Raw genomic sequence first — 21,029 nt, 5'->3', positions numbered from 1 at the left:
TTAGCTCCGGTAGTAACGCCACATCCTGAGGAATGTCCGATGGATGTCGTCGGGCGACCGGTCGAATGGCTCCAGGTTGACGCACACCACGGCGCGGTGGTCCATGCGCCACGGCAGCCGCATCAAGCGGCGATAGGCCGGCCGCTTGCGCCAGTCGGCGACGAGCGCGCCGCTGAGAGGCATGCTGAGCGCGATCTGCAATTCATGGACGGTCATCGCGCGCTCGGCGATCTGGACGAGGTCGATGCGTTCGATGGCGCGCCAGCGGATCAGGCCGAAGGCCTGGATGAAGATGCCGTACTGATTGGCGCCGATGGTCGGGCGCCCGGTCTCCAGCAGGGGAATGTTGTAGTAGGTGAAGCCAGCCGCCGCAGCCGCAAGCGCCAGCCAATACAGCGCGCCGGTGATCCAGGTGGCTGTGAAGAAGATCGCGGCGAGGGCGGCGGTGATGTAGACGGGAAAGTAGATGTCCTCGCGGCCATATGCGACCGAGTAACCGCCGACGCTTCCTTCGTCCAAGGTTGCGATCATGTGAGCCCTTGCCCCCGGGCCACAAAATAAAAACGGGGCCGCGAGGCCCCGTTCGAGTGGGTAGTGTCCCGCGATCTTACTTGATCTTGGCTTCGCGGAATTCGACGTGCTTGCGCGCGACCGGATCGTACTTCTTCTTGACCAGTTTGTCGGTCATGGTGCGCGAATTCTTCTTGGCGACGTAGTAGTAGCCGGTGTCGGCGGACGACACGAGCTTGACCTTGATGGTGACCGCCTTGGCCATGTCAAAACCTCAGGAAATGTGGGGTATAGGAGCCGGCCAAGCGGCCCGCGTTTGGCCGGCAAACTAGTCAGAATCGGCCCAAAGTCAAGGTTTTCCGGACCCAAACCGGCCCAATTCGGGCGGATCAGTGCGCGAAAAACCGGTTTTTCGGCCGCGGCAGGCCCAGATTCTCCCGCAGCGTCTTGCCTTCATACTCCTTGCGGAAGATCCCGCGCTTCTGCAGTTCCGGCACCACCTTGTCGACGAAATCGTAGAGCCCGCCCGGCAGGTACGGGAACATGATGTTGAAGCCGTCGGAGGCATAGCTCGTTAGCCATTCCTCCATCTGGTCGGCGATCAGTTTCGGAGTGCCGACGAAGGCCAGCCCGCCATAGCCGCCGACGCGCTGTGCGAGCTGACGCACGGTGAGCTTGTCGCGCGCGGCGACGTCGACCAGGCGCTGGCGCCCGCTCTTGCTGGCATTGGTTTCGGGGATCGGCGGCAACGGCCCATCCGGATCGAATCCGGACGCGTCGGTGCCCAGGATCACCGAGAGCGAGGCGATCGCGCTGTCGTAGTGTACGCGGCTGTCGAGCAACGCCCGCTTCTCCTTGGCCTCCTCGACGCTGTCGCCGACGACGACGAAGGCGCCCGGCAGGATCTTCAGATGCTCGCGGTCGCGGCCGAGCTTGTCCATGCGGCCCTTGATATCGGCATAAAGCTTCTGCCCGTCGCTGAGACTGCCGCCACCGGTGAACACCGCTTCCGCCGTCTCCGCCGCGAGCTGCTTGCCGTCCTCCGATGCGCCGGCCTGCACGATCACCGGCCAGCCCTGCACCGGGCGTGCGATGTTCAGAGGACCGCGCACTTTCAGGTATTTTCCCTCATGATTGAGCACATGCATCTTCGAAGGATCGACGAAGAGCCCGGATTCGACGTCGCGCACAAAGGCATCATCAGCAAAGGAATCCCAGAGCCCGGTGACGACGTCGTAGAACTCCCGCGCGCGCCGATAGCGTTCGGCATGCTCCATATGGTCGTCGAGCCCGAAATTGAGCGCCGCATCCGGATTGGAGGTGGTGACGATATTCCAGCCGGCGCGGCCGCCGCTGATGTGGTCGAGCGAGGCAAAGCGGCGGGCGACATGATAGGGCTCGTCGAACGTGGTCGAGCCGGTCGCGACCAGGCCGATATTCTCCGTCACCGTCGCGAGCGCCGACAGCAGCGTGAACGGCTCGAACGAGGTCACGGTGTGGCTGCGCTTCAGCGCATTGATCGGCATGTTCAGCACGGCCAGATGGTCCGCCATGAAGAAGGCGTCGAACTTGCCGGCTTCCAGCTTCTGGGCGAGCTGCTTGATATGGGAAAAGTTGAAATTGGCGTCCGGCCAGGCGCCGGGATAGCGCCATGCGCCGGTGTGGATGCTGATCGGCCGCATGAAAGCGCCGAGCTTGAGTTGACGCTGTGCCATTTGCCCCGTTTCCGTGTGGGTCGTTCAGGAGCAGATAGGCACGAAGCACGGCGGCGCCACTGGGAAGATTATTTTGTTTTTGCACACTTGCGCGACATGCCTCTGTCAAGCTCCCAAAATGTCCTTCTGCATCCTGCCGCCGTAGAAATGGAAGAACGGCACCGGAGCGTCGTGGTTGAGCGGACCGGTAGCAAGCCGGCGGTCGAGCTCGGCCAGCACGTTCTTGGTCATGGCATGGGCGTCCGCCAATGGCTCGGAGCCGATCTCGACCCAGACCAGCTCGACCAATTCCGCATCGGCATGCACCACGCCCTCGACGCGGTGGGCGATGGCGGAGGCATCCGCCGTGAAGAAGCGCGTGTCGAAGCGGCGGACACGGCCAGGCGGGGTGATCGCGCGCGCGATGAGAAACAGGCCGGAGGGGTCGGGCAATAGGCCGGCATCGGCGAACGGCTTCCACGGACCATCGAGGTTGCCGGGCTTCTCAGCCTTGCGGCCGAGGCACAGGCCGGTCTCCTCGCAGGCCTCGCGGATCGCCGCATTGGCGAGCGCACGCGCGCGGCCGGGCGTGATCTTCGGGCTGCCCTTCAGCAGGTTCGTCTCGAGCTCCTTGCTGATCGGAGCGGCGACCGGGACGCGGTTGTCGGCCGCATCGACGCGGCCGCCGGGAAAGACGTATTTGCCGGGCATGAACACGACCTTGTCGTGGCGCTTGCCGACCAGCACCTTCGGCCTCGCGCTGGAGCGGTCGATCAGGATCAGCGTCGCGGCATCCTTGGGCCGGAAATACGGATGATGATCCGCTTCCTTTTCTTCCTTGACTTCCGCTTTGATCGCGGTCGCTGCTTCGGTCATTCCATCCCCGTTTGTTATTTTTTTGAATTTAAGGCTATCGGATCGGCGGAAGATCGTCTGGCGCGTTCTCGTCGAAACCGTGCATGCGCATCGCCCACTGGAAACCTACGACTGCGCCCTTGATCGGCTGCAACAGCAGCAGCGACAAGATGAAAGTCAGCGGCAGATAGATCGAGAGTTGCAGCCAGACCGGCGGTGAATAGTTGGTCTCGATCCACAGCGCGAGCGGCACCACGATGTGGCCGACGACGACGATAACGAGATAGGCCGGCAGGTCGTCGGCGCGATGGTGCGAAAAATCCAGGTCGCAGACCGGGCAGTGACCATCGACCTTGAGGAAGGCGCGAAACAATTTGCCTTGGCCGCAGCGTGGGCAGCGGCAGCGAAAGCCGCGCTTCAAGGCCGCCCACAGGTCGCGCCGCTCGGCCGCCGCGGCTTCGCGAGTCCACACCGTCGTCACGGGCTTCAGCGTTTCCATGACTTGCCTCGCTTCGATTTGCCGGACTTTTGCTTGCCCGGCTTGCGATCCTTCTTGCTCGTCGCGCGCCCCGCTTTCGCGCCCCGCACTTCTTTCTTCCGTTCGCGCCGGCCCTCGCTTTTTCTGCCGCGCGGAATGGCTTGTCCGCTCGACAGCAATTCAAAGCGTAGTGCACCGGCGATCGGAGCAGCTTCTACCAGACGCACGTCGACCACGTCACCCAATCGGTGCATGGCACCGCTGCGGGAGCCGATCAGGGCGTGACGCGTCTCGTCATAGTCGTAATATTCGGTGCCGAGCGTCCGGATCGGGATCAATCCATCGGCGCCAGTGTCATCGAGCTTGACGAACAGTCCGGAGCGGGTGACGCCGGAGATGCGGCCCTGAAAGCTCGCGCCGACGCGGTCGGCAAGATAATGCGCGATCAGCCGGTCGGCGGTCTCGCGCTCGGCCTTCATCGCGCGCCGCTCCGTCATCGAAATCTCGGCGGCGATCTCGGCAAGCGTCTCCGGCGTCTCGCTGTCCGGCAGGGCGCCATCGCCGAGCCCAAGCGCGCGGATCAGCGCACGGTGCACGATCAGGTCGGCGTAGCGCCGGATCGGCGAGGTGAAATGCGCGTATCGCCTCAAGTTCAGGCCGAAATGGCCGTAGTTCTCCGAGGAGTATTCGGCCTGCGCCTGCGAGCGCAGCACGACCTCGTTGACCAGCGACTCGTAATCCTCGCCCTCGACCTGTGCCAGCACGCGGTTAAAAATCGACGGCCGCAGCGCACCGGCCTTCGTGAAGGGAAGATCGAGCGTCTTGAGGAATTCCTGGAGGTTGTAAACCTTCTCCTGCGTCGGCTCGTCATGCACGCGGTAGATCAGCGGCAGGCCTTTCTTCTCGAGCGTCTCGGCCGCGGCGACGTTGGCGAGGATCATGAACTCCTCAATCAATCTGTGCGCGTCGAGACGTTCGGGGACGATGACGCGGTCGACCGTGCCGTCCGCCTTCAAGAGGATCTTGCGCTCGGGCAGATCGAGGTCGAGCGGATCGCGCTCGTCGCGCGCCAGCTTCACGAGCCGATACGCCTCCCAGAGCGGCTTCAGGATCGGATCGAGCAGGGGTCCAGTGGTGTCGTCCGGCCGGCCGTCGATGGCGGCTTGGGCCTGCGCGTAGTGCAGCTTGGCGGCCGAGCGCATCAGCACGCGGTGGAATGTGTGCGAACGCTTGCGGCCGTCGGCGCCGATCACCAGCCGCACCGCGAGCGCGCCGCGCGGCTCGCCCGGCACCAGCGAGCAGAGATTGTTGGAGATGCGCTCGGGCAGCATCGGCACCACGCGGTCCGGGAAATAGACCGAGTTGCCGCGGATCAGCGCATCATGGTCGAGCGCCGAACCCGGCCGCACATAATAGGCGACGTCGGCGATGGCGACGTGGATGACGTAGCCGCCCTTGTTGTGCGGATCGGGGTCGGCTTCCGCATGCACGGCATCGTCGTGATCCTTGGCATCGGGCGGATCGATGGTGACCAGCGGCACGTGGCGCCAGTCCTCGCGTCCCTGCAGCGTCGCGGGCCTCGCTTCCTCGGCCTCGCGCAGGGCGCCGCGCGAAAATTCCTGCGGGATTTCGTGAGTATGGATCGCGATCAGGCTGATCGCCTTTTCGCTCGCGATCGAGCCGAGCCGCTCTTTCACCTTGCCCGACGCGAGACCGAAGCCGCGGCTGCGAACGAGATCGACGCTGACGAGGTCGCCATCCTTGGCGCCGGCGGCGTCGGCGTTGGCGATGTTGAGTTCGCGCCCCGCCTGCTTCTTGTCGACCGGCACCAGCCGGCCGCCGCCGTCGGGGAGGGCGCGGAACAGGCCGAGCACGCGGGTCCTGGCGTGGTCGATGACCTTGATGATGCGACCGCGATAGGGCGTGCCGTCGGCTTCATCCGTCATCTCGATGCGCAGCAGCGCACGGTCGCCGACCCCTGCGGTGGTGCCGCGCTTCTGATGGCGCGGCGTGACGATACGGATCTTCGGCGCGGTGCCGTTCTCTTCCGTATCCCACTCGGTGGGCGTTGCGATCAGCTCGCCGTCGGCATCGCGGCCGGTGACGTCGGCCATCACGGTCGGCGGCAGCGCGGCCGGCTCATGAATCTTGCGGCCGCGTTTGGCGATCGTGCCGTCGTCGGCCAGCTCGCGCAGCATGCGCTTCAGCTCGACGCGATCGGCGTTCTTCAACCCGAATTCGCGCGCGATCTCCCGCGTGCCGACTTTTCCGGGATTGGATCGGATAAAGGCGACAATGGCGTCCCTGGCCGGAAAGCCATGGTCAGGCTTTTGCTTCACTTACCCTCGAGCCTTGCCCGCGCTTTTCTTCGCAGGCGTTTTCGATGTTGCGGCAGGTTTTGCCGCTGATGTCTTCGCAGCCTTCACCGGCGCACGCGCCTTGCTGGCGGCGTCCGATTTCGGCTTGCTCGGCGCCTTCTTTGCCGCCGCCTTCTTGGCAGGCTTCGCCGCGGCGTCGCCATCAGCCTTCGCCGGTTTTTCCGCCTTGGCTTTCTTGGCCTTCGCCTTGCCGCCGCCCTTGGCTGCGCGCTCGTCGATCAGCGCGATCGCGTCCGCAAGCGTCACCTCGTCAGGCGTCTTGTCGCTCGGGATCGTTGCGTTGACGCCACCAGCAGTGACATAGGCGCCATAGCGGCCGTTCTTGAGCGCGACCGCGCCAAGCGCCGGATGATCGCCGAGCGGTTTGCCGGGATCGGCGCCGAAGCGCCGGCCGCTCGGACCTTTCGCGATCTTCTCCGCGATCAGCGTCACCGCACGGTTGAGGCCGATGTCGAAGACTTCGTCGCCGGCCTCGAGCGAGGCGTAGGTCTTCTCGTGCTTCACGAACGGACCGAAGCGGCCGATGCCGGCGGTGATCGGTTGGCCCGTCTCGGGATGCTTTCCGACCTCGCGCGGCAGCGACAACAGCTTGAGCGCAAGTTCAAGATCGACGTCGCTCGGCGAGGTGCCCTTCGGAATGCCGGCGCGCTTCGGCTTCTCGCCTTCGGCATAATCCTTCTGCTCGCCGAGCTGGATATAGGGGCCGAACCGTCCCGCCTTCACGGTGACGTCGAAGCCGGTGTCCGGATCCTGGCCGAGCACGCGGTCGGCGGCAGCCTCGGAATCGGCAGCGAGCGGCCTCGTGTAGCGGCATTCCGGATAGTTCGAGCAGCCGATGAAGGCGCCGAACTTGCCGGCCTTGAGGTTCAATCGGCCGGTGCCGCAGGTCGGACACTGCCGGGGATCGCCACCATCCGCGCGCGGCGGATAGATGTGCGGACCCAGCATCTCGTCGAGCACGTCGAGCACCTCGGCGACGCGCAGATCCTTGATGTCGTTGACCGCGCCGATGAAGTCGCGCCAGAAATCCTTCAGCACCTGCTGCCAGGAGATCTCGTTGTTCGAGATGCGGTCGAGCTGTTCCTCGAGATCGGCGGTGAAGTCGTATTCAACATAGCGGCGGAAGAAGCTCTCCAGGAACGCGATCACGACGCGCCCCTTGTCCTCGCCGTGCAGGCGCCGCTTCTCGAGCTTCACGTAGCCGCGGTCCTTCAGCACCTGCAGGATCGAGGCATAGGTCGAGGGACGGCCGATGCCGAGCTCTTCCATGCGCTTGACCAGCGAGGCTTCCGAGAAGCGCGGCGGCGGCTCGGTGAAATGCTGGGTGACGGTCAGGTCCTGCCGCTTCAGCGGCTCGCCCGCGCTCATCGCGGGCAGGCGGCGGGAGTCTTCGTCTTCTTCGTCGTCGCGGCCTTCCTGGTAGAGCGCGAGGAAGCCGTCGAACTTGATCACCTGGCCGGTGGCGCGCAATTCCAGCACACGCGAGCCGGCCTTGGCTTCGATGTCGACGGTGGTGCGCTCGAGCTCAGCGGATTCCATCTGGCTGGCGATGGTGCGGGTCCAGATCAATTCGTAGAGCCGCGCCTGATCGTTATCCAGCCGCCGCTTCAGCTCGGCGGGCCGGCGCGAGAGATCGGTCGGGCGGATCGCTTCGTGCGCTTCCTGCGCGTTCTTGGCCTTGGCCTGGTACTGGCGCGGAGCGTCGGGCACATAGGCGTTGCCGAAGTCCTCGCCAATCACCTTGCGCGCCTGGGTGATCGCGGACGGATCGATCTGCACGCCGTCGGTACGCATATAGGTGATGAGGCCGGTGGTCTCGCCGCCGATGTCGATGCCTTCATAGAGCCGCTGCGCGATGCGCATGGTGTGGGCCGGCGCGAAGCCGAGCTTGCGGCTGGCTTCCTGCTGCAGCGTCGATGTGGTGAAGGGCGCCTGCGGATTGCGCCGGGCGGGCTTTGCTTCGACGGTCGCGACCTTGAACAGCGCGGCTTCGATGGCTTTACGAAAATCTTCGGCTTCCGCGCCCGAGCCGATGTCGAGCCGCGCGATCTTCTTGCCGTCGGCGCCGACGAGCCGTGCCTCGAAGGCGTCGCCGCGGGGCGTCAGAAGCGTCGCGACCAGCGACCAATATTCCCTCGGTACGAACTTCTCGATCTCGAGCTCGCGGTCGCAGACCAGACGCAGCGCCACCGACTGCACCCGGCCGGCGGAACGCGCGCCCGGCAATTTGCGCCAGAGCACGGGGGAGAGGGTGAAGCCGACGAGATAGTCGAGCGCGCGGCGCGCCATATAGGCGTCGACCAGCGCGCCGTCGATCTGGCGCGGCGTCTTCATCGCTTCGGAGACCGCCTGCTTGGTGATGGCGTTGAACACCACGCGCTCGATCTTCTGATCCTTCAGCGCGCGCTTCTCCTTCAACACCTCCAGCACGTGCCAGGAGATCGCCTCGCCCTCGCGATCAGGGTCGGTCGCGAGAATCAGGCGATCGGCACCTTTCAGCGCCTTGGCGATGTCATTGAGTCGGCCGGCAGCCTTGGGATCGACCTCCCAGATCATCTGGAAATTGGAGTCCGGATCGACCGATCCGTTCTTGGCGGGGAGGTCGCGGACATGGCCGAACGAGGCCAGGACCTCGTAGGAGGAGCCCAGATATTTGTTGATAGTCTTGGCTTTGGCCGGCGACTCCACAATGACGATATTCATGTCATTCCAATAGCTTATGGGAGGAACTGAAAGCGGGCTCCGCGAGACTCGCGACCCCCTCTGTCGGGGCGAACATGGGTGTTGAGGGGCCCCCTGTCAAATCGAAGGATATTGAGAGGGTGGGGCGGGTCTACGACTTAATATCTAGGAAGTTGCAGAATGCGTCCTAGAGTTGCGGCCGAAAAGGCCCTATCCTCATTTCAAAATGGTGCTTTTGGAAAAAATTTTTGGCTAGGGCGGGAGGCCGCCGGAAGCGCTCCGCTTCTGGTCGGGAAAAGCGATCGCATCTGGATGAAACCGGCGAGGAGGGCGGCCCTGATGAGGCCGTGGCCTTCATTGCGGAGACTGTGACCGAGCTCGTGAAGCTCGCGGAACGTCACCGGTTGGAGGTCTTGAGTCATCTCTTGGGCATGGCGAAGCTCGAGGCCGAAGAACGGCTGCGCCTGCGCAGCAAGCGCAAGCTGTCGTGAAGGGGCGTCGCACTGTCCCGTAGGATGGGTAGAGCGGAAGCGAAACCCATCACGATGGAGCAAGCGGCGTGAATGATGGGTTTCGCTTTGCTCTACCCATCCTACGTTTCCGATTCGGTTTTCAAACAGCGGAGAGGATGTGGGTCCGCATTCTCGCGGCGCGTTGCGTCCGAGGTTTGCGTATCTCTTCACCCTCTCATTGAGCAGAGGGCGCAGGGAAAGCCGGGTGCCGGTTGCACCCATGGGTCCCGTGCAACAAAAAGCACGGGGGTAGGACCACAGGTTCAACCGAAGCATTCCGGCTTTCCCTGCGCGATGGTTTTACGGTTTCCTTCGCGCTCTCCCTGGTGACCGGGCTTTCTTGCCACCATCATCTCTTGTGCGAACTTCTTCGCGCAAAAAACTTAGCGCCAGCGTCGGGGCGCCAGGACCACACGACTTCGCCGTCCGTAATGCGCGCGCTCGTCAGTCACACACATCGCGTCCACCGCATCTCACCGCAACGTTCGTGACGATCGCGAGCCGCCCCTCTCTCGGGTGAGACGCGCGGAGTTAAATCACTGATTTGCCCGACGGCGGAAGCGGAATGTTTTTTGTAAGAGGGCTGGACGAAGCAAATCACGTTGATTGGCTTAAGGAAAATCGCGCGAATGAGACGACGCCGTCATGCCCGGGCTTGTCCCCGGGCATCCACGTGCTTTGCCTCCGTGCACGGGAGAGAACGTGGATGGCCGGGTCAAGCCTGGCCATGACGGAGGAGGGGATTGCGCGATGCGTCCCCCTGTCATTCCGGGGCGATGCGAAGCATCGAGCCCGGAATCCATTTCTCCGCCGACGCAAGCCGCGCAATGGATTCCGGGTTCTCGACTTCGTCGCGCCCCGGAATGACGACGTAGGCTGCGGCGCGCAACGAATCACAGATGAAGCAGGACCTACGCCCCACCGCGCCTGGCGCGCTTCGGTGCGCCGCGCTTCAGGGTGATGTCGGCGACCGACAGCAGCCGGCCGTCCTGGGAACATAGCGCGAGTTTCTTCACCGGCTTGCGGTTTTCGCGATCCACCATGGTGGTGCCGATCTCTTCCGGATGGTCGTCGAATTCCTCGCTCCACTGCCGGAGCGCCACCAGGATCGGGAAGACCCCGAAGCCTTTTGGGGTCAGCACATATTCCTTATAGGCGCTGCCGTCGGACGCGGGGGCCAATTCCAATATGCCCTGGTTCATCAGCGCGCGCAGCCGCACGGTGAGGATGTTCCTCGCGAGCCCCAGGCTCTTCTGGAACTCGCCGAAGCGGCGCCGCCCCATCAGCGCATCGCGGATGATCAATAGCGACCACCAGTCGCCCAGCACATCCAGCGAGCGCGCGATTGGGCATTCCGCGCCCTCAAGGCTTGTCCGCTTCACCATCAAGATCTCCGTCCAGACATATCACAGGCTTGTGTAGTTGCATTATAAAACCAGATCGCCTAGTTGTCCAACGAAGTTTAATAATGCAACCACTGGAGGCTATCGTGAGACTGGCGAACAAGACGGCGTTGATCACAGGCGGCAACAGCGGCATCGGTCTTGCGACCGCACGTCTGTTCGTTCAGGAGGGCGCCAAGGTTGCGATCACCGGACGAAACCGGGCGACGCTGGAAGCGGCGGCCAAGGAACTGGGACCGAATGCGATCGCGATCGTTGCCGACGCCACCGACGTCGCAGCGACGGAGGCCGCGGTCGCGCAGGCCGCGCAGAAATTCGGCAAGCTCGACATCGTCTTTGCCAATGCCGGCATTCCCGGCCAGACGCCGCTCGGCGGCACCACGCTCGCGGCTTTCGAGCAGGTGATCCGCACCAATTTAACCGCCGTGTTCTTCACGGTGCAGGCGGCCGTGCCGCATCTCAATGACGGCGCTTCGGTCATTCTCAACGGGTCGGTGATCTCGATGCTGGGAAATCCGGGCTATTCGGCCTATGCCGCGAGCAAGGGCGGCGTGCGCGCGATGGCGCGCGTGATGGCCGCCGAACTGTCGCCGCGCGGCATTCGGGTCAACGTGGTCGCGCCCGGCGCCATCCGCACGCCGATCTGGGGTGCCGCGACCGCAACGCCTGAAGCAGAAAAGGCGTTCGAGGCGCGCATCGCTCTGTCGACGCCGTTACGTGGGCTCGGCGAACCCGATCACATCTCCAAGACGGTGCTGTTCCTGGCTTCCGACGATTCCGCTCATATCCAGGGGCAGGAGCTGTTCGTCGATGGCGGTGCCACTGCCTTGCCCGCCGGCGCTCCGATCTATCGGGGACAGAGCCCGCGGCAATAAGCGGTGATCCGGTTCGCGTAAAGAAAACGCGTCAAGAGAAGAACACGGAGCTTCGGTTCTGATTTAGCCAGAACCGGAGCTTCGGGTGCGCCGGCATTATTTCATTGGACTGGGCACAAGGCATTGAACCTTGGTCGTAGCTGCCAAGACAGTTCTGGTGGGCAGGGAAATTTCTTTGACCATTTGATTTGGAGAGCAGCCATGCCGACCGCCGTCCGCACGTCTACTTCGGTCTCGGCTTCCCGCGCCTCGCAGAAGTCAGACAACACGCAGTTCGTTTCGATCACTCTGTTTGCCGGGATCGGCCTTTTGATTTCGCTGGTCGCCCTGATCTTCGGCGTGCAGGGCGCCTGGTATTAGAGCGTTTTCTCCATTCGTCATGGCCGGGCTCGACCCGGCCATCCACGCCTTTCTTGTCGCGGCAACGTGGATGCCCGGGACAAGCCCGGGCATGACGGCGAGGACGCATCTCAAGCCGCGCTGAGATTGCCGGCAGCTTGCAATGCGCCCGCGACGGCTTTCTCCCGATGCTCCGGTCCGACCTGGATTCCGTCGGCGGAGATGAATTCGGGATCCTTCACGCCGATGAAGCCGAACACCCAACGCAAATAGGTCTCCAAATGCTCGGCCACCGCCATCGGCGTGCCGGCGCCGTAATAGCCGCCGCGCGAGACCGCGACGATGATGCGCTTGTTGCCGGCAAGGCCCTCGACGCCGGCAGCGCCGTACCTGAACGTCTTGCCGGCCACCAGGATACGATCGATCCACGCCTTGAGCTGGCTGGGGATAGTGAAATTGTACATGGGCGCGCCGAGCACGACGATGTCGGCTGCCAGGAATTCGTCCAGCACCTGCTGGCCCGCGGCGATGTCCGCCTGCAGCGAGGCTTCCGGCGTGGCACCCTGGCTCGCGGCGAGGTGGGAACCCGAGAGGTGGGCGAGCGGCGTCGTCGTCAGGTCGCGATAGGTGATGTCGAGGCCGGGATGGGTCTTGGCCAGCCGGTCGACGATGGCGGCGGAAACCTGACGGCTGACGGAGTGCGGGCCCAGCACGCTGGAGTCGAGATGCAGAAGTTTCATGGTTGGTGTCACCCTTTGGTATAGGTTTGTAACTGGCGCTATATGAGTGACCGTGGCAAAACCCCGCAAGAACGCACATTTTTCTCACCGGAGCACATCAGTGAAACCCGCGCACATCCATGTGCCTGTCCTGGAACCGATCCCGCATACCGGCGGCGACTGCCGTGGCGTGGCCTCGGTGCTGGCGCGGGTCGGCGACAAATGGAGCGTGCTGGTGATCATGCTGCTCGGTAACGGACCGCGCCGCTTCAACGAGCTCAAGCGCACGATCGGCGGCATCTCGCAGCGGATGCTGACCCTGACGCTACGCGGGCTGGAGCGCGACGGGCTGGTCACGCGCACGGTGTTTCCAACCATCCCGCCGCGCGTCGACTACGAGCTGACCGATCTCGGTCGCGGCCTCTCAAAGCCGGTGCAGGCGCTAGGCCAATGGGCGTTCGAGCATTTGCCCGAAATCGAGCGCGCGCGAGGCGAGTTCGATGCGCGGAACGAGCGGGGGTGAACGATGGAGACGAGGGATCTGCACCTCTCCCATAGGAGAGGTCGGCGCGCAGCGCCGGGTGAGGGGATCCGCTCTATCGAGGGACTGTAACCCCTCACCCGAATTGCTTCGCAATTCGACCTCTCCCTATGGGCGAGGTGAAGAAACGACGTCCTAGACCAGCGACACCAGTCCGCCGCCGTGGCGTTCGAGACGGCCGGCGAGTTCAAGCTCGAGCAGCACCGTGCGAACGATGGTGGCGGACAGGCCCGACATCCGGATCAGGTCGTCGAGGCTGACCGGGCTCGGGCCGAGCAGCGCGACGATGCGTTCGCGCTCGCTCGGATCGGTGTCGAAATCGAGCGGCTCGTCATCGCTTTCGCGTGCAGCGAGCGCGAACGGCCGCTCCATGATCGGCTGCACCGCGTTGATGATGTCGCTCGCGTTGGTCACGAGCGCCGCGCCCTGCTTGATCAGATCGTTGGTGCCGGCCGCGCGCGGATCGAGCGGCGAGCCGGGGACGGCGAAGACTTCGCGGCCCTGTTCCGCCGCCATGCGCGCTGTTATCAGCGAGCCCGAGCGGTGCGCGGCTTCGACGATGACCACGCCGAGCGCAGCACCCGAGATCAGGCGGTTGCGGCGCGGGAAGTCGCGGGCGCGCGGGGTGTGGCCGAGCGGCATTTCGGAGATCGCTGCGCCTTGTTCGAGCAAGGCCGCGAGCAGGTCCTCATGCTCGGGCGGATAGATCCGGTCGTGACCGCCGGCGAGCACCGCGACGGTGCCGGTCGTCGTGGTAGCGCGATGCGCGGCCTGGTCGATGCCGCGGGCGAGACCGGAGATCACGACGAAGCCGGCGTCGCCGAGATCATGGGCGAGGGTGCTTGCAAATTTCAGCCCGGCGCCGGATGCATTGCGCGAGCCGACGATCGCGATCATCGGCCGCGCCAGAGCGTCAAGCGCGCCGCGCACCGCAAGCAGCGGCGGCGCGTCATCGATGGTGGCAAGCCGTGCCGGATAGGGGGCTTCGCCCGGCGCGACCAGGCTGACGCCCTGCTTCTTGCAGGCCGCAAGCTCGGCCTTTGCCTCCTCGACCGTGCAGATGCGTCCCGCACCACCGCCGCCACGGCGCGCCATGTCCGGCAGATGTTCGAGCGCGGTGCGCGCGTCGCCGAAATGATTGAGGAGCGAGCGAAAGGTGCGTGGCCCGACATTCTCCGAGCGGATCAGCCGCAGGCGGTCGAGGCGTTCGGTGTCGGTGAGTTGGTGATTGGGCGTGCGGTCATGCATGGCGGCGCAGCTTCGCCCAATCGGATATCGCGATCAACTTGTTTGCCGTCTCCTTCGTCATGCCCGGGCTTGTCCCGGGCATCCACGTTCTTTGCACGGGGCACAGCAAGGCGTGGATGGCCGGGACAAGCCCGGCCATGACGAGGAGGTGAAGGCCTTCCGTCCGATTTACTTGCCCGAGGAGGAGGCGGCCCGTAAAACCAATCCAACCAATGAAGGGAGGAAATTCCCGATGATCTCGCTTGCCGAACTCACCCGTCGCATCGAGCAGGGCGAGCTCTCGCCCGATGCAGCGCTTGCCCAATCGCTCGCGGCGGTCGATGCCGAGGAGAAGACGATCGGCGCCTTCGTGTCGCGGGCGGAGAATCCGCGCGCGCAGGCGGCGGGGCCGCTGCGCGGGATTGCGGTCGGGATCAAAGACATCATCGACACCGCGGATTTCCCGACCGAGATGGGGGCGTCGATCTACCGGGGACACCGGCCGCGCGCCGATGCGTCTGTCGTGATGATGCTGAAGCAGGCCGGCGCCACGATCGTCGGCAAGACCACGACGACGGCGTTCGCTGCGAACGATCCGACGGCGACGCTCAATCCGCGCAATCATGGCCACACGCCGGGCGGATCGTCGGCAGGCTCAGCGGCGGCGGTCGCGGCCGGGATGATTCCGCTGGCGCTGGGGACGCAGACGGCAGGCTCGGTGATCCGGCCGGCGTCGTATTGCGGCGTGGCCGCGATCAAGCCGTCCTACCGGCTGCTGCCGACGGTCGGCGTCAAGTGCTTTTCCTGGACGCTCGATACCGTCGGCCTGTTCGCTTCAGGCGTGAGCGACCTCGCGGTGGCGCTGGCGGCGATGACGGGACGGCCGGCGCTGCGGTTGCCCGACACCATCACAGCGCCGCGGATCGGCATCGTGACGCAGGACTTTGCCGGTGCGCCCGATGCGTCGGGCGCGGAGGCGCTAAGGATCGCGGCGCAGATGGCCGAGCGCGCTGGTGCTTCGGTTCGCGCGCTGTCATTGCCTGAGATCGTTGCGGAAGCCTGGCGCATTCAGCCGGTGGTGCAGGATTTCGAGGCGCACCGGTCACTGGCGTGGAAATATCGCGAGAACTACGACGCAATGCCGCCATTGCTGCGCGGCCGGCTTGACGAGAGCAGGGATGTCAGCGCGGCTCAATACGACGAGGCGATCGATGTCGCCGGTAGTGCGCGGCAGGCGCTTACGCAAGCGTTTGCGGATGTCGACGTGCTGCTGACGCTGTCCGCGCCCGGTGCTGCGCCGAAGGGGCTCTCGTCGACCGGCGATCCCCGCTACAACCGGCTATGGACGTTGATGGGCGTTCCTTGCGTCAACGTGCCGACCTACGTGGCCGAAGGCAACTTGCCTGTCGGCGTGCAGGTGATCGCGCCATTCGCTGCCGACGCCAAGGCGCTGGCGGCGGCGCGCTTTGTCGAGATGGCGCTGGCGAAACTATAACAGTGCGGGCTCGGCGGCGCGCGACTTGCGCGGCGTCTCGATTCGCGTCGAGCCGGCATCTTGCGCCAGGAAACGTTCGGCAGCCTTGCGGCCGCTCCGATGCAGTTGGCGAATGAAGCCCGGCCCGAGATCGGTGGCGCTGCGCTGGGCGAGCCCGTCGATCTCATCTTCCGCTGCGATCCGGAATAGTCGCAACGAGGGGGCTGCCGCAGGACGCGCCCATTCCAGCGCCGCAATCTCGGCGTTGAGCACGGAATTGGCGGTGATCTGGTCGAGGCGGCGATCGATCGCGGCGGGCGTGATCGGAACATAGCTGTCGCGCGCCGGCGTGACTTGAACGACGAGCACGTTGGACGTCTCGGATTCCTGCACGAGTCGGACCAGCGGGGGATTGCCGCCAAAGCCGCCGTCCCAATAGGACTCGCCGTCGATTTCGACCGCGCAATGGATCAGGGGCGGGCAGGTCGAGGCGAGCAGCACATCGGCGGTGATCTCGTCATTGCCGAAGACTTGCTGCCGGCCGTCGCGCACGCGTGTCGCCGCGACCAAAAGCTTCGGGCTGGCGGGGCTCTGCAGCGCGGAGAAATCGATATCCCTCCAGAGCGCCTGGCGCAGCGGATCGAGATCGAACGGATCGAACTGGCCGGACCGCAGCGTCGGCCCGAATGCGACCGACCGTCCGGCCGGCGAGAATCCTCCGACCAGCATCAGCGAGCGGAACGAAGCCTCGTGCATCATCCGCATCCAGAACCGGTTGAGCGCGGCACGTGCGCCTTCGCGGCCACCTTCCACCAGGCCGCAAGCGAGCAGCGCGGCATTGACGGCGCCGGCGCTGGCGCCGCTGATGGTGTCCAACGCGCAATCCGGTTCTTCCAGGAGCCGCTCGAGTGCGCCCCACGTGAACGCGGCAAAGGTGCCGCCGCCCTGCAGTGCCAGCGATAATTGTCGCGGCGGCCAGACCAGCGATTCGCGTGCGTCCGTTTTTTTCGGTCTATCGACCGGCGAGCGCGCCCGCAGGTCGGCCCGCGCCGATTGCATGTTCAGGATGGCGTCCGGGAGTGATGGGGCAGGCAGCTCAGCTTCCGAGCTGGACTTGGCTGCTGAATCGACGGCAGTCGGTGTCTTGCCGGAGAATGACCAGATTTCGCTGGCCGCGAGCAGGGCGCTCGCGCCGGACGTACTCACCGGACGCGACGCGACATCGGGCGCGCTCATTCCGCTAATCCCATCCTGTTCGATCCCGTCCACCTGACGAAACCGTATGACGCCATTTGAATCGAAGGATGACAGCCCGCGTTACCGTTTGCCAGTGTCGCGCAAGAATTTCGGACAGATGTGACCCGTCCTCAACAGGTTGATGGCGAATTCTAGGCCTTTTGGCCGATGCGCCCCTCGGTTCCCGCCAGCAAGCGCTTGATGTTTTCGCGATGGGTGTAGAACAGCATGAGCATCAGCACCGCGGCGAGCGCGGCGAGTGCGGCGTGGTCGAACCACCACAGGAAGATTGGGGTGACGACGGCGGCCACCAGCGCTGAGAGCGACGAATAGCGCGTGGTGAAGGCGGTCGCGAGCCAGACGGCTCCATAGACGGCCGCGGCCGGCCAGAACAGGCCGATCAGCACGCCGATATAGGTAGCGACGCCCTTGCCGCCCTTGAATCCGAGCCAGACCGGATAGAGATGGCCGAGGAAGGCGCCGAGTCCGGCCACCATCGCCGCATTCGGGCCGCCGAGATAGCCCGACAGCACGACTGCAGCGGTGCCCTTCAGCATGTCGAAGATCAGCGTGGCCGCGGCGAGCCCCTTGCGCCCGGTGCGCAGCACATTGGTGGCGCCGATATTTCCGGACCCGATCGAGCGCAGATCCTGTGTGCCGGCGATCTTGGTCAGGATCAGGCCGAACGGGACCGAGCCGAAGAGATAGCCGATCAGAAACGCGACGATCAGGAAGGCGTCAGAGGACATGGCCGGCGCTCCCGCCGCAGGCGCGGCATGTCTCGGAGGTGTCTCTTTTTCTTGACGCGTTTTCTTGACGCGAACCGGTATCCACTTCGCTTGAAAACGCTCTAGACATGTTCATACACCGTCCGCCCACCGACAATGGTGCGTACGACGCGGCCGGAGAAGCGGGCCTCGTCGAAGGGCGTGTTCTTGCACAGCGATTTGAGGTCGGCGGGATCGAGCACCCAGGGCGTGTCCGGATCGATCACGATCACGTCGGCCGGCGAACCCGCGCGCAGCGAGCCGCCGGGCAGGCCCAGCAGTTCGGCAGGTCGGGTCGACATCGCCCGGATCAAGGTCTTGAAATCCATCTCGCCATTATGGACCAAACGCAAGGCCGCCGGCAGCATGGTCTGCAGCCCGACCGCGCCGGGGGCGGCCTCGGCGAACGGCAGGCGCTTGACCTCGACGTCCTGCGGATTGTGATCGGACATGATGACGTCGATAAGACCCGAGGCCAGCGCTGCGACCAATGCCTGGCGGTCATCCTCGGTGCGCAGCGGCGGCGACAGTTTCAGGAACGTCCTGTAAGGCCCGATATCGTTCTCGTTCAGCGTGACGTGGTTGATCGAGACGGAGGCGGAGACGTCGGCGCCAGCATCGCGGGCGCGTTTGAGGATCTCAAGCGACTCCGCCGTGGAGAGGGAGGCCGCGTGATAACGCCCGCCGGTGAGCGCTGCGAGCCGCACGTCGCGCTCGAGCATGATCGACTCGGCGGCATTCGGGATGCCGGCAAGCCCCAGCCTCGTCGCAAACTCGCCCTCGTTCATCACGCCTTCGCCGACGAGGTCGGGATCCTCGGTGTGATGCACGATCAGCGCGTCGAAGTCGCGGGCGTAGGTGAGCGCGCGGCGCATCACCTGCGCGTTGGTGACGCTCTTGTCGCCATCGGTGAAGGCGACCGCGCCGGCGGCCTTGAGGAGGCCGATCTCGGTCATCTCCTCGCCGCCCAAGCCCTTGGTCAGTGCCGCCATTGGATGGATGTTGACGATCGCAGTGTCGCGGGCGCGGCGCATCACGAAATCGACGGTCGCCGAATTGTCGATCACCGGCGAGGTGTTCGGCTGGCAGATGATGGTGGTGATGCCGCCGGCGGCTGCGGCGAGGCTAGCCGAGGCAAAGGTCTCGCGATGGTTGGCGCCGGGCTCGCCGACAAAGGCGCGCATGTCGATCAGACCGGGAGCGACGATCTTGCCGGCGCAATTGACGATGTCGGTACCCTCTGGGACGCCGGTCGTGCCGATGCCGCGTTTGCTATCGCGGATCATGCCGTCGGCGATCAGGACGTCGGCGGGCCCGTCGAGATCGCGGGAGGGATCGACGACGCGGGCATTGGCAAGCAGGATTGGACGACGATCGGTCAGCATGATCTCACGCATTCGGCAGGTTGCGGGCGAGCGCTTCCAGCACCGCCATGCGCACTGCCACTCCCATTTCGACTTGTTCGCGGATCACCGACTGCGCGCCGTCGGCGACAGCCGAGTCGATCTCGACGCCGCGGTTCATCGGCCCCGGATGCATCACCAGTGCATCTGATTTGGCGTAGGACAGCTTCTTCTGGTCGAGGCCGAAATACTGGAAATATTCGCCCGAGGACGGCACGAAGGAGCCGTTCATGCGCTCGCGCTGCAGGCGCAGCATCATCACGATGTCGGCCCCGTCTAGCCCCTCGCGCATGTCGCGGGCGACCTCCACTCCCATCCGCTCGATGCCGCGCGGCACAAGCGTCGAGGGCGCAACGACGCGGACGCGGGCGCCCATGGTGTTGAGCAGGAGGATGTTGGAGCGTGCGACGCGGGAATGCATGACGTCGCCGCAGATCGCGACCACCAGCCCCTCGATCCGGCCCTTGTTGCGGCGGATCGTCAGCGCGTCGAGCAGGCCCTGGGTCGGATGCTCATGCGCACCGTCGCCGGCATTGATCACGGAACCGTCAACCTTGCGCGCCAGCAGTTCCACGGCGCCGGAGGCATGGTGGCGCACCACCAGGATATCCGGATGCATCGCGTTCAGCGTCACCGCGGTGTCCATCAGGGTCTCACCCTTGCGCATCGAGGACGAGGACACCGACATGTTCATGACGTCGGCGCCCAGCCTTTTTCCCGCGATCTCGAAGGAGGATTGCGTGCGGGTCGAGGCCTCGAAGAACAGGTTGACCTGGGTGCGGCCGCGCAAGGATGCGCGTTTCTTGTCCACCTGGCGGTTGAGCTCGACATACTCCTCGGACAGGTCAAGCAGCCCGGTGATGTCGGCAGCGGAAAGCCCCTCGATGCCCAGCAAATGCCGGTGACCGAGGACAAAGGTCGATTTCAATGATGGGGTCATTAAAGCCAGAGCTATAGGCGTGGATGGTCGGCGGGGCAAGCGGGAATAGGGGGTGGATGAGTTATCCCCGGGTCTGTCACGGCGTCGTCATGCCCGGGCTTGTCCCGGGCATCCACGGCTTACTTAATATCTGCCGCAAAGAAGTATCGGCCGCAAAGAACGTGGATGGCCGGGACGAGCCCGGCCATGACGCAAGTGGGTAGGTCCTCGTGAAAGCGATACTCATCGGAATTGTGGCAGCCATGTCGATTTCGGCAGCCCGCGCGCAAACCCTGCCGGGCGGTTTCGTGTTCCTGCGCGACATCGATTCCACGATCGTCCAGGACATCCGATATGCCGGCCCGAACAATTTCGTCGGCCGGCCGCTCAGGGGCTACGGCGCGGCGGAATGCGTCGTGAAGCGCGAGGTCGGGCTTAGGCTGAAGGCCGTGCAGCAGGAACTCGCGGCACAAAGGCTCTCATTGAAGATGTTCGATTGCTACCGCCCGGTGCGGGCGGTCTCCGACATGGTGGCGTGGTCGAGGGATGGCAAGGAGACGGTCGCCGGCAAGCGCTACAATCCGGCGTTCAGGAAGGCCGATCTGTTCCGGCTCGGCTATATCGCCGCGCGTTCCGGCCATTCGACCGGGGCCGCGCTCGACCTGACGCTGGTGGATCTTGCCGCCGACAATTCCGGCAAGTTCGATCCCGCGAGAGACTATGCCGACTGCACGGCAACAGTGGAAAGGCGGGCACCGGAAGGCAGCGTCGACATGGGCACCGGCTATGATTGCTCCGACGTCAAGGCGCATACCGCCGCAGCCTCGATCAATCGGTCGCAGCGGCGGTGGCGCAGGATGCTCGTCGCAGCGATGGCGCGACAGGGTTTTGTCAACTATTCCAAGGAGTGGTGGCATTTTTCGCTGCCCGGCGGGGGCGGTCAGGCCTATGATTTCCCGATTCCGCCGCGCCGCTAGAGCGTGATGACTGCTCTTCGAATCGTCATCCCGCTCTAGT

Annotated in this window: 20 protein-coding genes; 6 read left to right on the top strand and 14 right to left on the bottom strand. The window is 64.6% G+C overall.

Annotated features, from left to right (window positions below; all coding sequences use genetic code 11):
• From AC5ZGW_RS20310 to topA, 7 genes are all read right to left on the bottom strand, one after another.
• On the bottom strand, positions 1-531 hold the full coding sequence (locus tag AC5ZGW_RS20310) for a hypothetical protein (protein WP_130228725.1): 531 nt from the start codon (positions 529-531) through the stop codon (positions 1-3).
• Between the two features lie 76 nt (positions 532-607).
• Entirely contained in the window at positions 608-775 is a 168-nt protein-coding gene (gene rpmG, locus AC5ZGW_RS20305; RefSeq protein WP_027581235.1) for a 50S ribosomal protein L33, read from the bottom strand.
• A gap of 124 nt (positions 776-899) precedes the next feature.
• The gene (locus AC5ZGW_RS20300; protein WP_028163946.1) at positions 900-2,225 is read right to left on the bottom strand and encodes an LLM class flavin-dependent oxidoreductase; all 1,326 of its coding nucleotides are present in this window, start codon (positions 2,223-2,225) and stop codon (positions 900-902) included.
• Between the two features lie 105 nt (positions 2,226-2,330).
• Positions 2,331-3,080: an NUDIX hydrolase gene (locus AC5ZGW_RS20295; RefSeq protein ID WP_130231029.1), complete on the bottom strand. Its 750-nt coding sequence runs from the start codon at positions 3,078-3,080 to the stop codon at positions 2,331-2,333.
• 34 nt (positions 3,081-3,114) lie between these two features.
• Entirely contained in the window at positions 3,115-3,558 is a 444-nt protein-coding gene (locus AC5ZGW_RS20290; protein ID WP_130231027.1) for a DUF983 domain-containing protein, read from the bottom strand.
• Positions 3,546-5,876, bottom strand: a complete 2,331-nt coding sequence (rnr, locus tag AC5ZGW_RS20285) for a ribonuclease R (protein WP_130231025.1) — start codon at positions 5,874-5,876, stop codon at positions 3,546-3,548. The genes AC5ZGW_RS20290 and rnr overlap by 13 nt, the downstream gene beginning before the upstream one ends.
• The gene (gene topA, locus AC5ZGW_RS20280) at positions 5,877-8,618 is read right to left on the bottom strand and encodes a type I DNA topoisomerase (protein ID WP_130231023.1); all 2,742 of its coding nucleotides are present in this window, start codon (positions 8,616-8,618) and stop codon (positions 5,877-5,879) included.
• Positions 8,619-8,944: 326 nt separating this feature from the next.
• Here topA and AC5ZGW_RS20275 point away from each other — a divergent pair, with 326 nt between their 5' ends.
• Positions 8,945-9,088, top strand: coding sequence for a hypothetical protein (locus AC5ZGW_RS20275; RefSeq protein WP_245287282.1), 144 nt, complete (start codon positions 8,945-8,947; stop codon positions 9,086-9,088).
• Between the two features lie 932 nt (positions 9,089-10,020).
• On the opposite strand, the gene AC5ZGW_RS20270 is transcribed toward AC5ZGW_RS20275, so the two are convergent.
• Positions 10,021-10,494, bottom strand: a complete 474-nt coding sequence (locus tag AC5ZGW_RS20270; protein ID WP_130228459.1) for a winged helix-turn-helix transcriptional regulator — start codon at positions 10,492-10,494, stop codon at positions 10,021-10,023.
• Positions 10,495-10,598: 104 nt separating this feature from the next.
• On the opposite strand from AC5ZGW_RS20270, the gene AC5ZGW_RS20265 reads away from it, so the two are divergent.
• Complete coding sequence (locus tag AC5ZGW_RS20265; RefSeq protein ID WP_165435423.1) at positions 10,599-11,387, top strand: SDR family NAD(P)-dependent oxidoreductase; 789 nt, start codon at positions 10,599-10,601, stop codon at positions 11,385-11,387.
• Between the two features lie 201 nt (positions 11,388-11,588).
• Positions 11,589-11,747, top strand: coding sequence for a hypothetical protein (locus AC5ZGW_RS20260; RefSeq protein WP_165435422.1), 159 nt, complete (start codon positions 11,589-11,591; stop codon positions 11,745-11,747).
• A 110-nt stretch (positions 11,748-11,857) separates the two neighbouring features.
• Here the strand turns inward: AC5ZGW_RS20260 and AC5ZGW_RS20255 are convergent, their stop codons facing one another.
• Complete coding sequence (locus AC5ZGW_RS20255) at positions 11,858-12,466, bottom strand: FMN-dependent NADH-azoreductase (protein ID WP_130228457.1); 609 nt, start codon at positions 12,464-12,466, stop codon at positions 11,858-11,860.
• Between the two features lie 100 nt (positions 12,467-12,566).
• Here AC5ZGW_RS20255 and AC5ZGW_RS20250 point away from each other — a divergent pair, with 100 nt between their 5' ends.
• Complete coding sequence (locus AC5ZGW_RS20250; RefSeq protein WP_130228456.1) at positions 12,567-12,968, top strand: winged helix-turn-helix transcriptional regulator; 402 nt, start codon at positions 12,567-12,569, stop codon at positions 12,966-12,968.
• Positions 12,969-13,121: 153 nt separating this feature from the next.
• Here the strand turns inward: AC5ZGW_RS20250 and dprA are convergent, their stop codons facing one another.
• Positions 13,122-14,234: a DNA-processing protein DprA gene (gene dprA / locus AC5ZGW_RS20245; RefSeq protein WP_028166690.1), complete on the bottom strand. Its 1,113-nt coding sequence runs from the start codon at positions 14,232-14,234 to the stop codon at positions 13,122-13,124.
• 232 nt (positions 14,235-14,466) lie between these two features.
• Here dprA and AC5ZGW_RS20240 point away from each other — a divergent pair, with 232 nt between their 5' ends.
• Positions 14,467-15,708, top strand: coding sequence for an amidase (locus AC5ZGW_RS20240; RefSeq protein WP_130228455.1), 1,242 nt, complete (start codon positions 14,467-14,469; stop codon positions 15,706-15,708).
• On the opposite strand, the gene AC5ZGW_RS20235 is transcribed toward AC5ZGW_RS20240, so the two are convergent.
• The 4 genes from AC5ZGW_RS20235 to AC5ZGW_RS20220 form a co-directional block, all read right to left on the bottom strand.
• The gene (locus tag AC5ZGW_RS20235) at positions 15,703-16,923 is read right to left on the bottom strand and encodes a patatin-like phospholipase family protein (RefSeq protein ID WP_130228454.1); all 1,221 of its coding nucleotides are present in this window, start codon (positions 16,921-16,923) and stop codon (positions 15,703-15,705) included. The genes AC5ZGW_RS20240 and AC5ZGW_RS20235 overlap by 6 nt on opposite strands.
• 152 nt (positions 16,924-17,075) lie before the next feature.
• The gene (gene plsY / locus AC5ZGW_RS20230; protein WP_028166687.1) at positions 17,076-17,672 is read right to left on the bottom strand and encodes a glycerol-3-phosphate 1-O-acyltransferase PlsY; all 597 of its coding nucleotides are present in this window, start codon (positions 17,670-17,672) and stop codon (positions 17,076-17,078) included.
• Positions 17,673-17,773: 101 nt separating this feature from the next.
• Positions 17,774-19,075, bottom strand: a complete 1,302-nt coding sequence (locus AC5ZGW_RS20225) for a dihydroorotase (protein WP_028166686.1) — start codon at positions 19,073-19,075, stop codon at positions 17,774-17,776.
• A 4-nt stretch (positions 19,076-19,079) separates the two neighbouring features.
• Positions 19,080-20,033, bottom strand: coding sequence for an aspartate carbamoyltransferase catalytic subunit (locus tag AC5ZGW_RS20220; RefSeq protein ID WP_130228453.1), 954 nt, complete (start codon positions 20,031-20,033; stop codon positions 19,080-19,082).
• A 242-nt stretch (positions 20,034-20,275) separates the two neighbouring features.
• On the opposite strand from AC5ZGW_RS20220, the gene AC5ZGW_RS20215 reads away from it, so the two are divergent.
• A complete protein-coding gene (locus tag AC5ZGW_RS20215) occupies positions 20,276-20,989 on the top strand; it encodes a M15 family metallopeptidase (RefSeq protein ID WP_130228452.1) in 714 nt (237 codons plus the stop codon).
• The last annotated feature ends 40 nt before the right edge of the window (positions 20,990-21,029 follow it).

The sequence above is a fragment of the Bradyrhizobium sp. Crot121 genome, from assembly GCF_059512385.1.
Note: the sequence above shows the minus strand (reverse complement) of the source record. Positions and strands in the feature narration are given on the sequence as shown.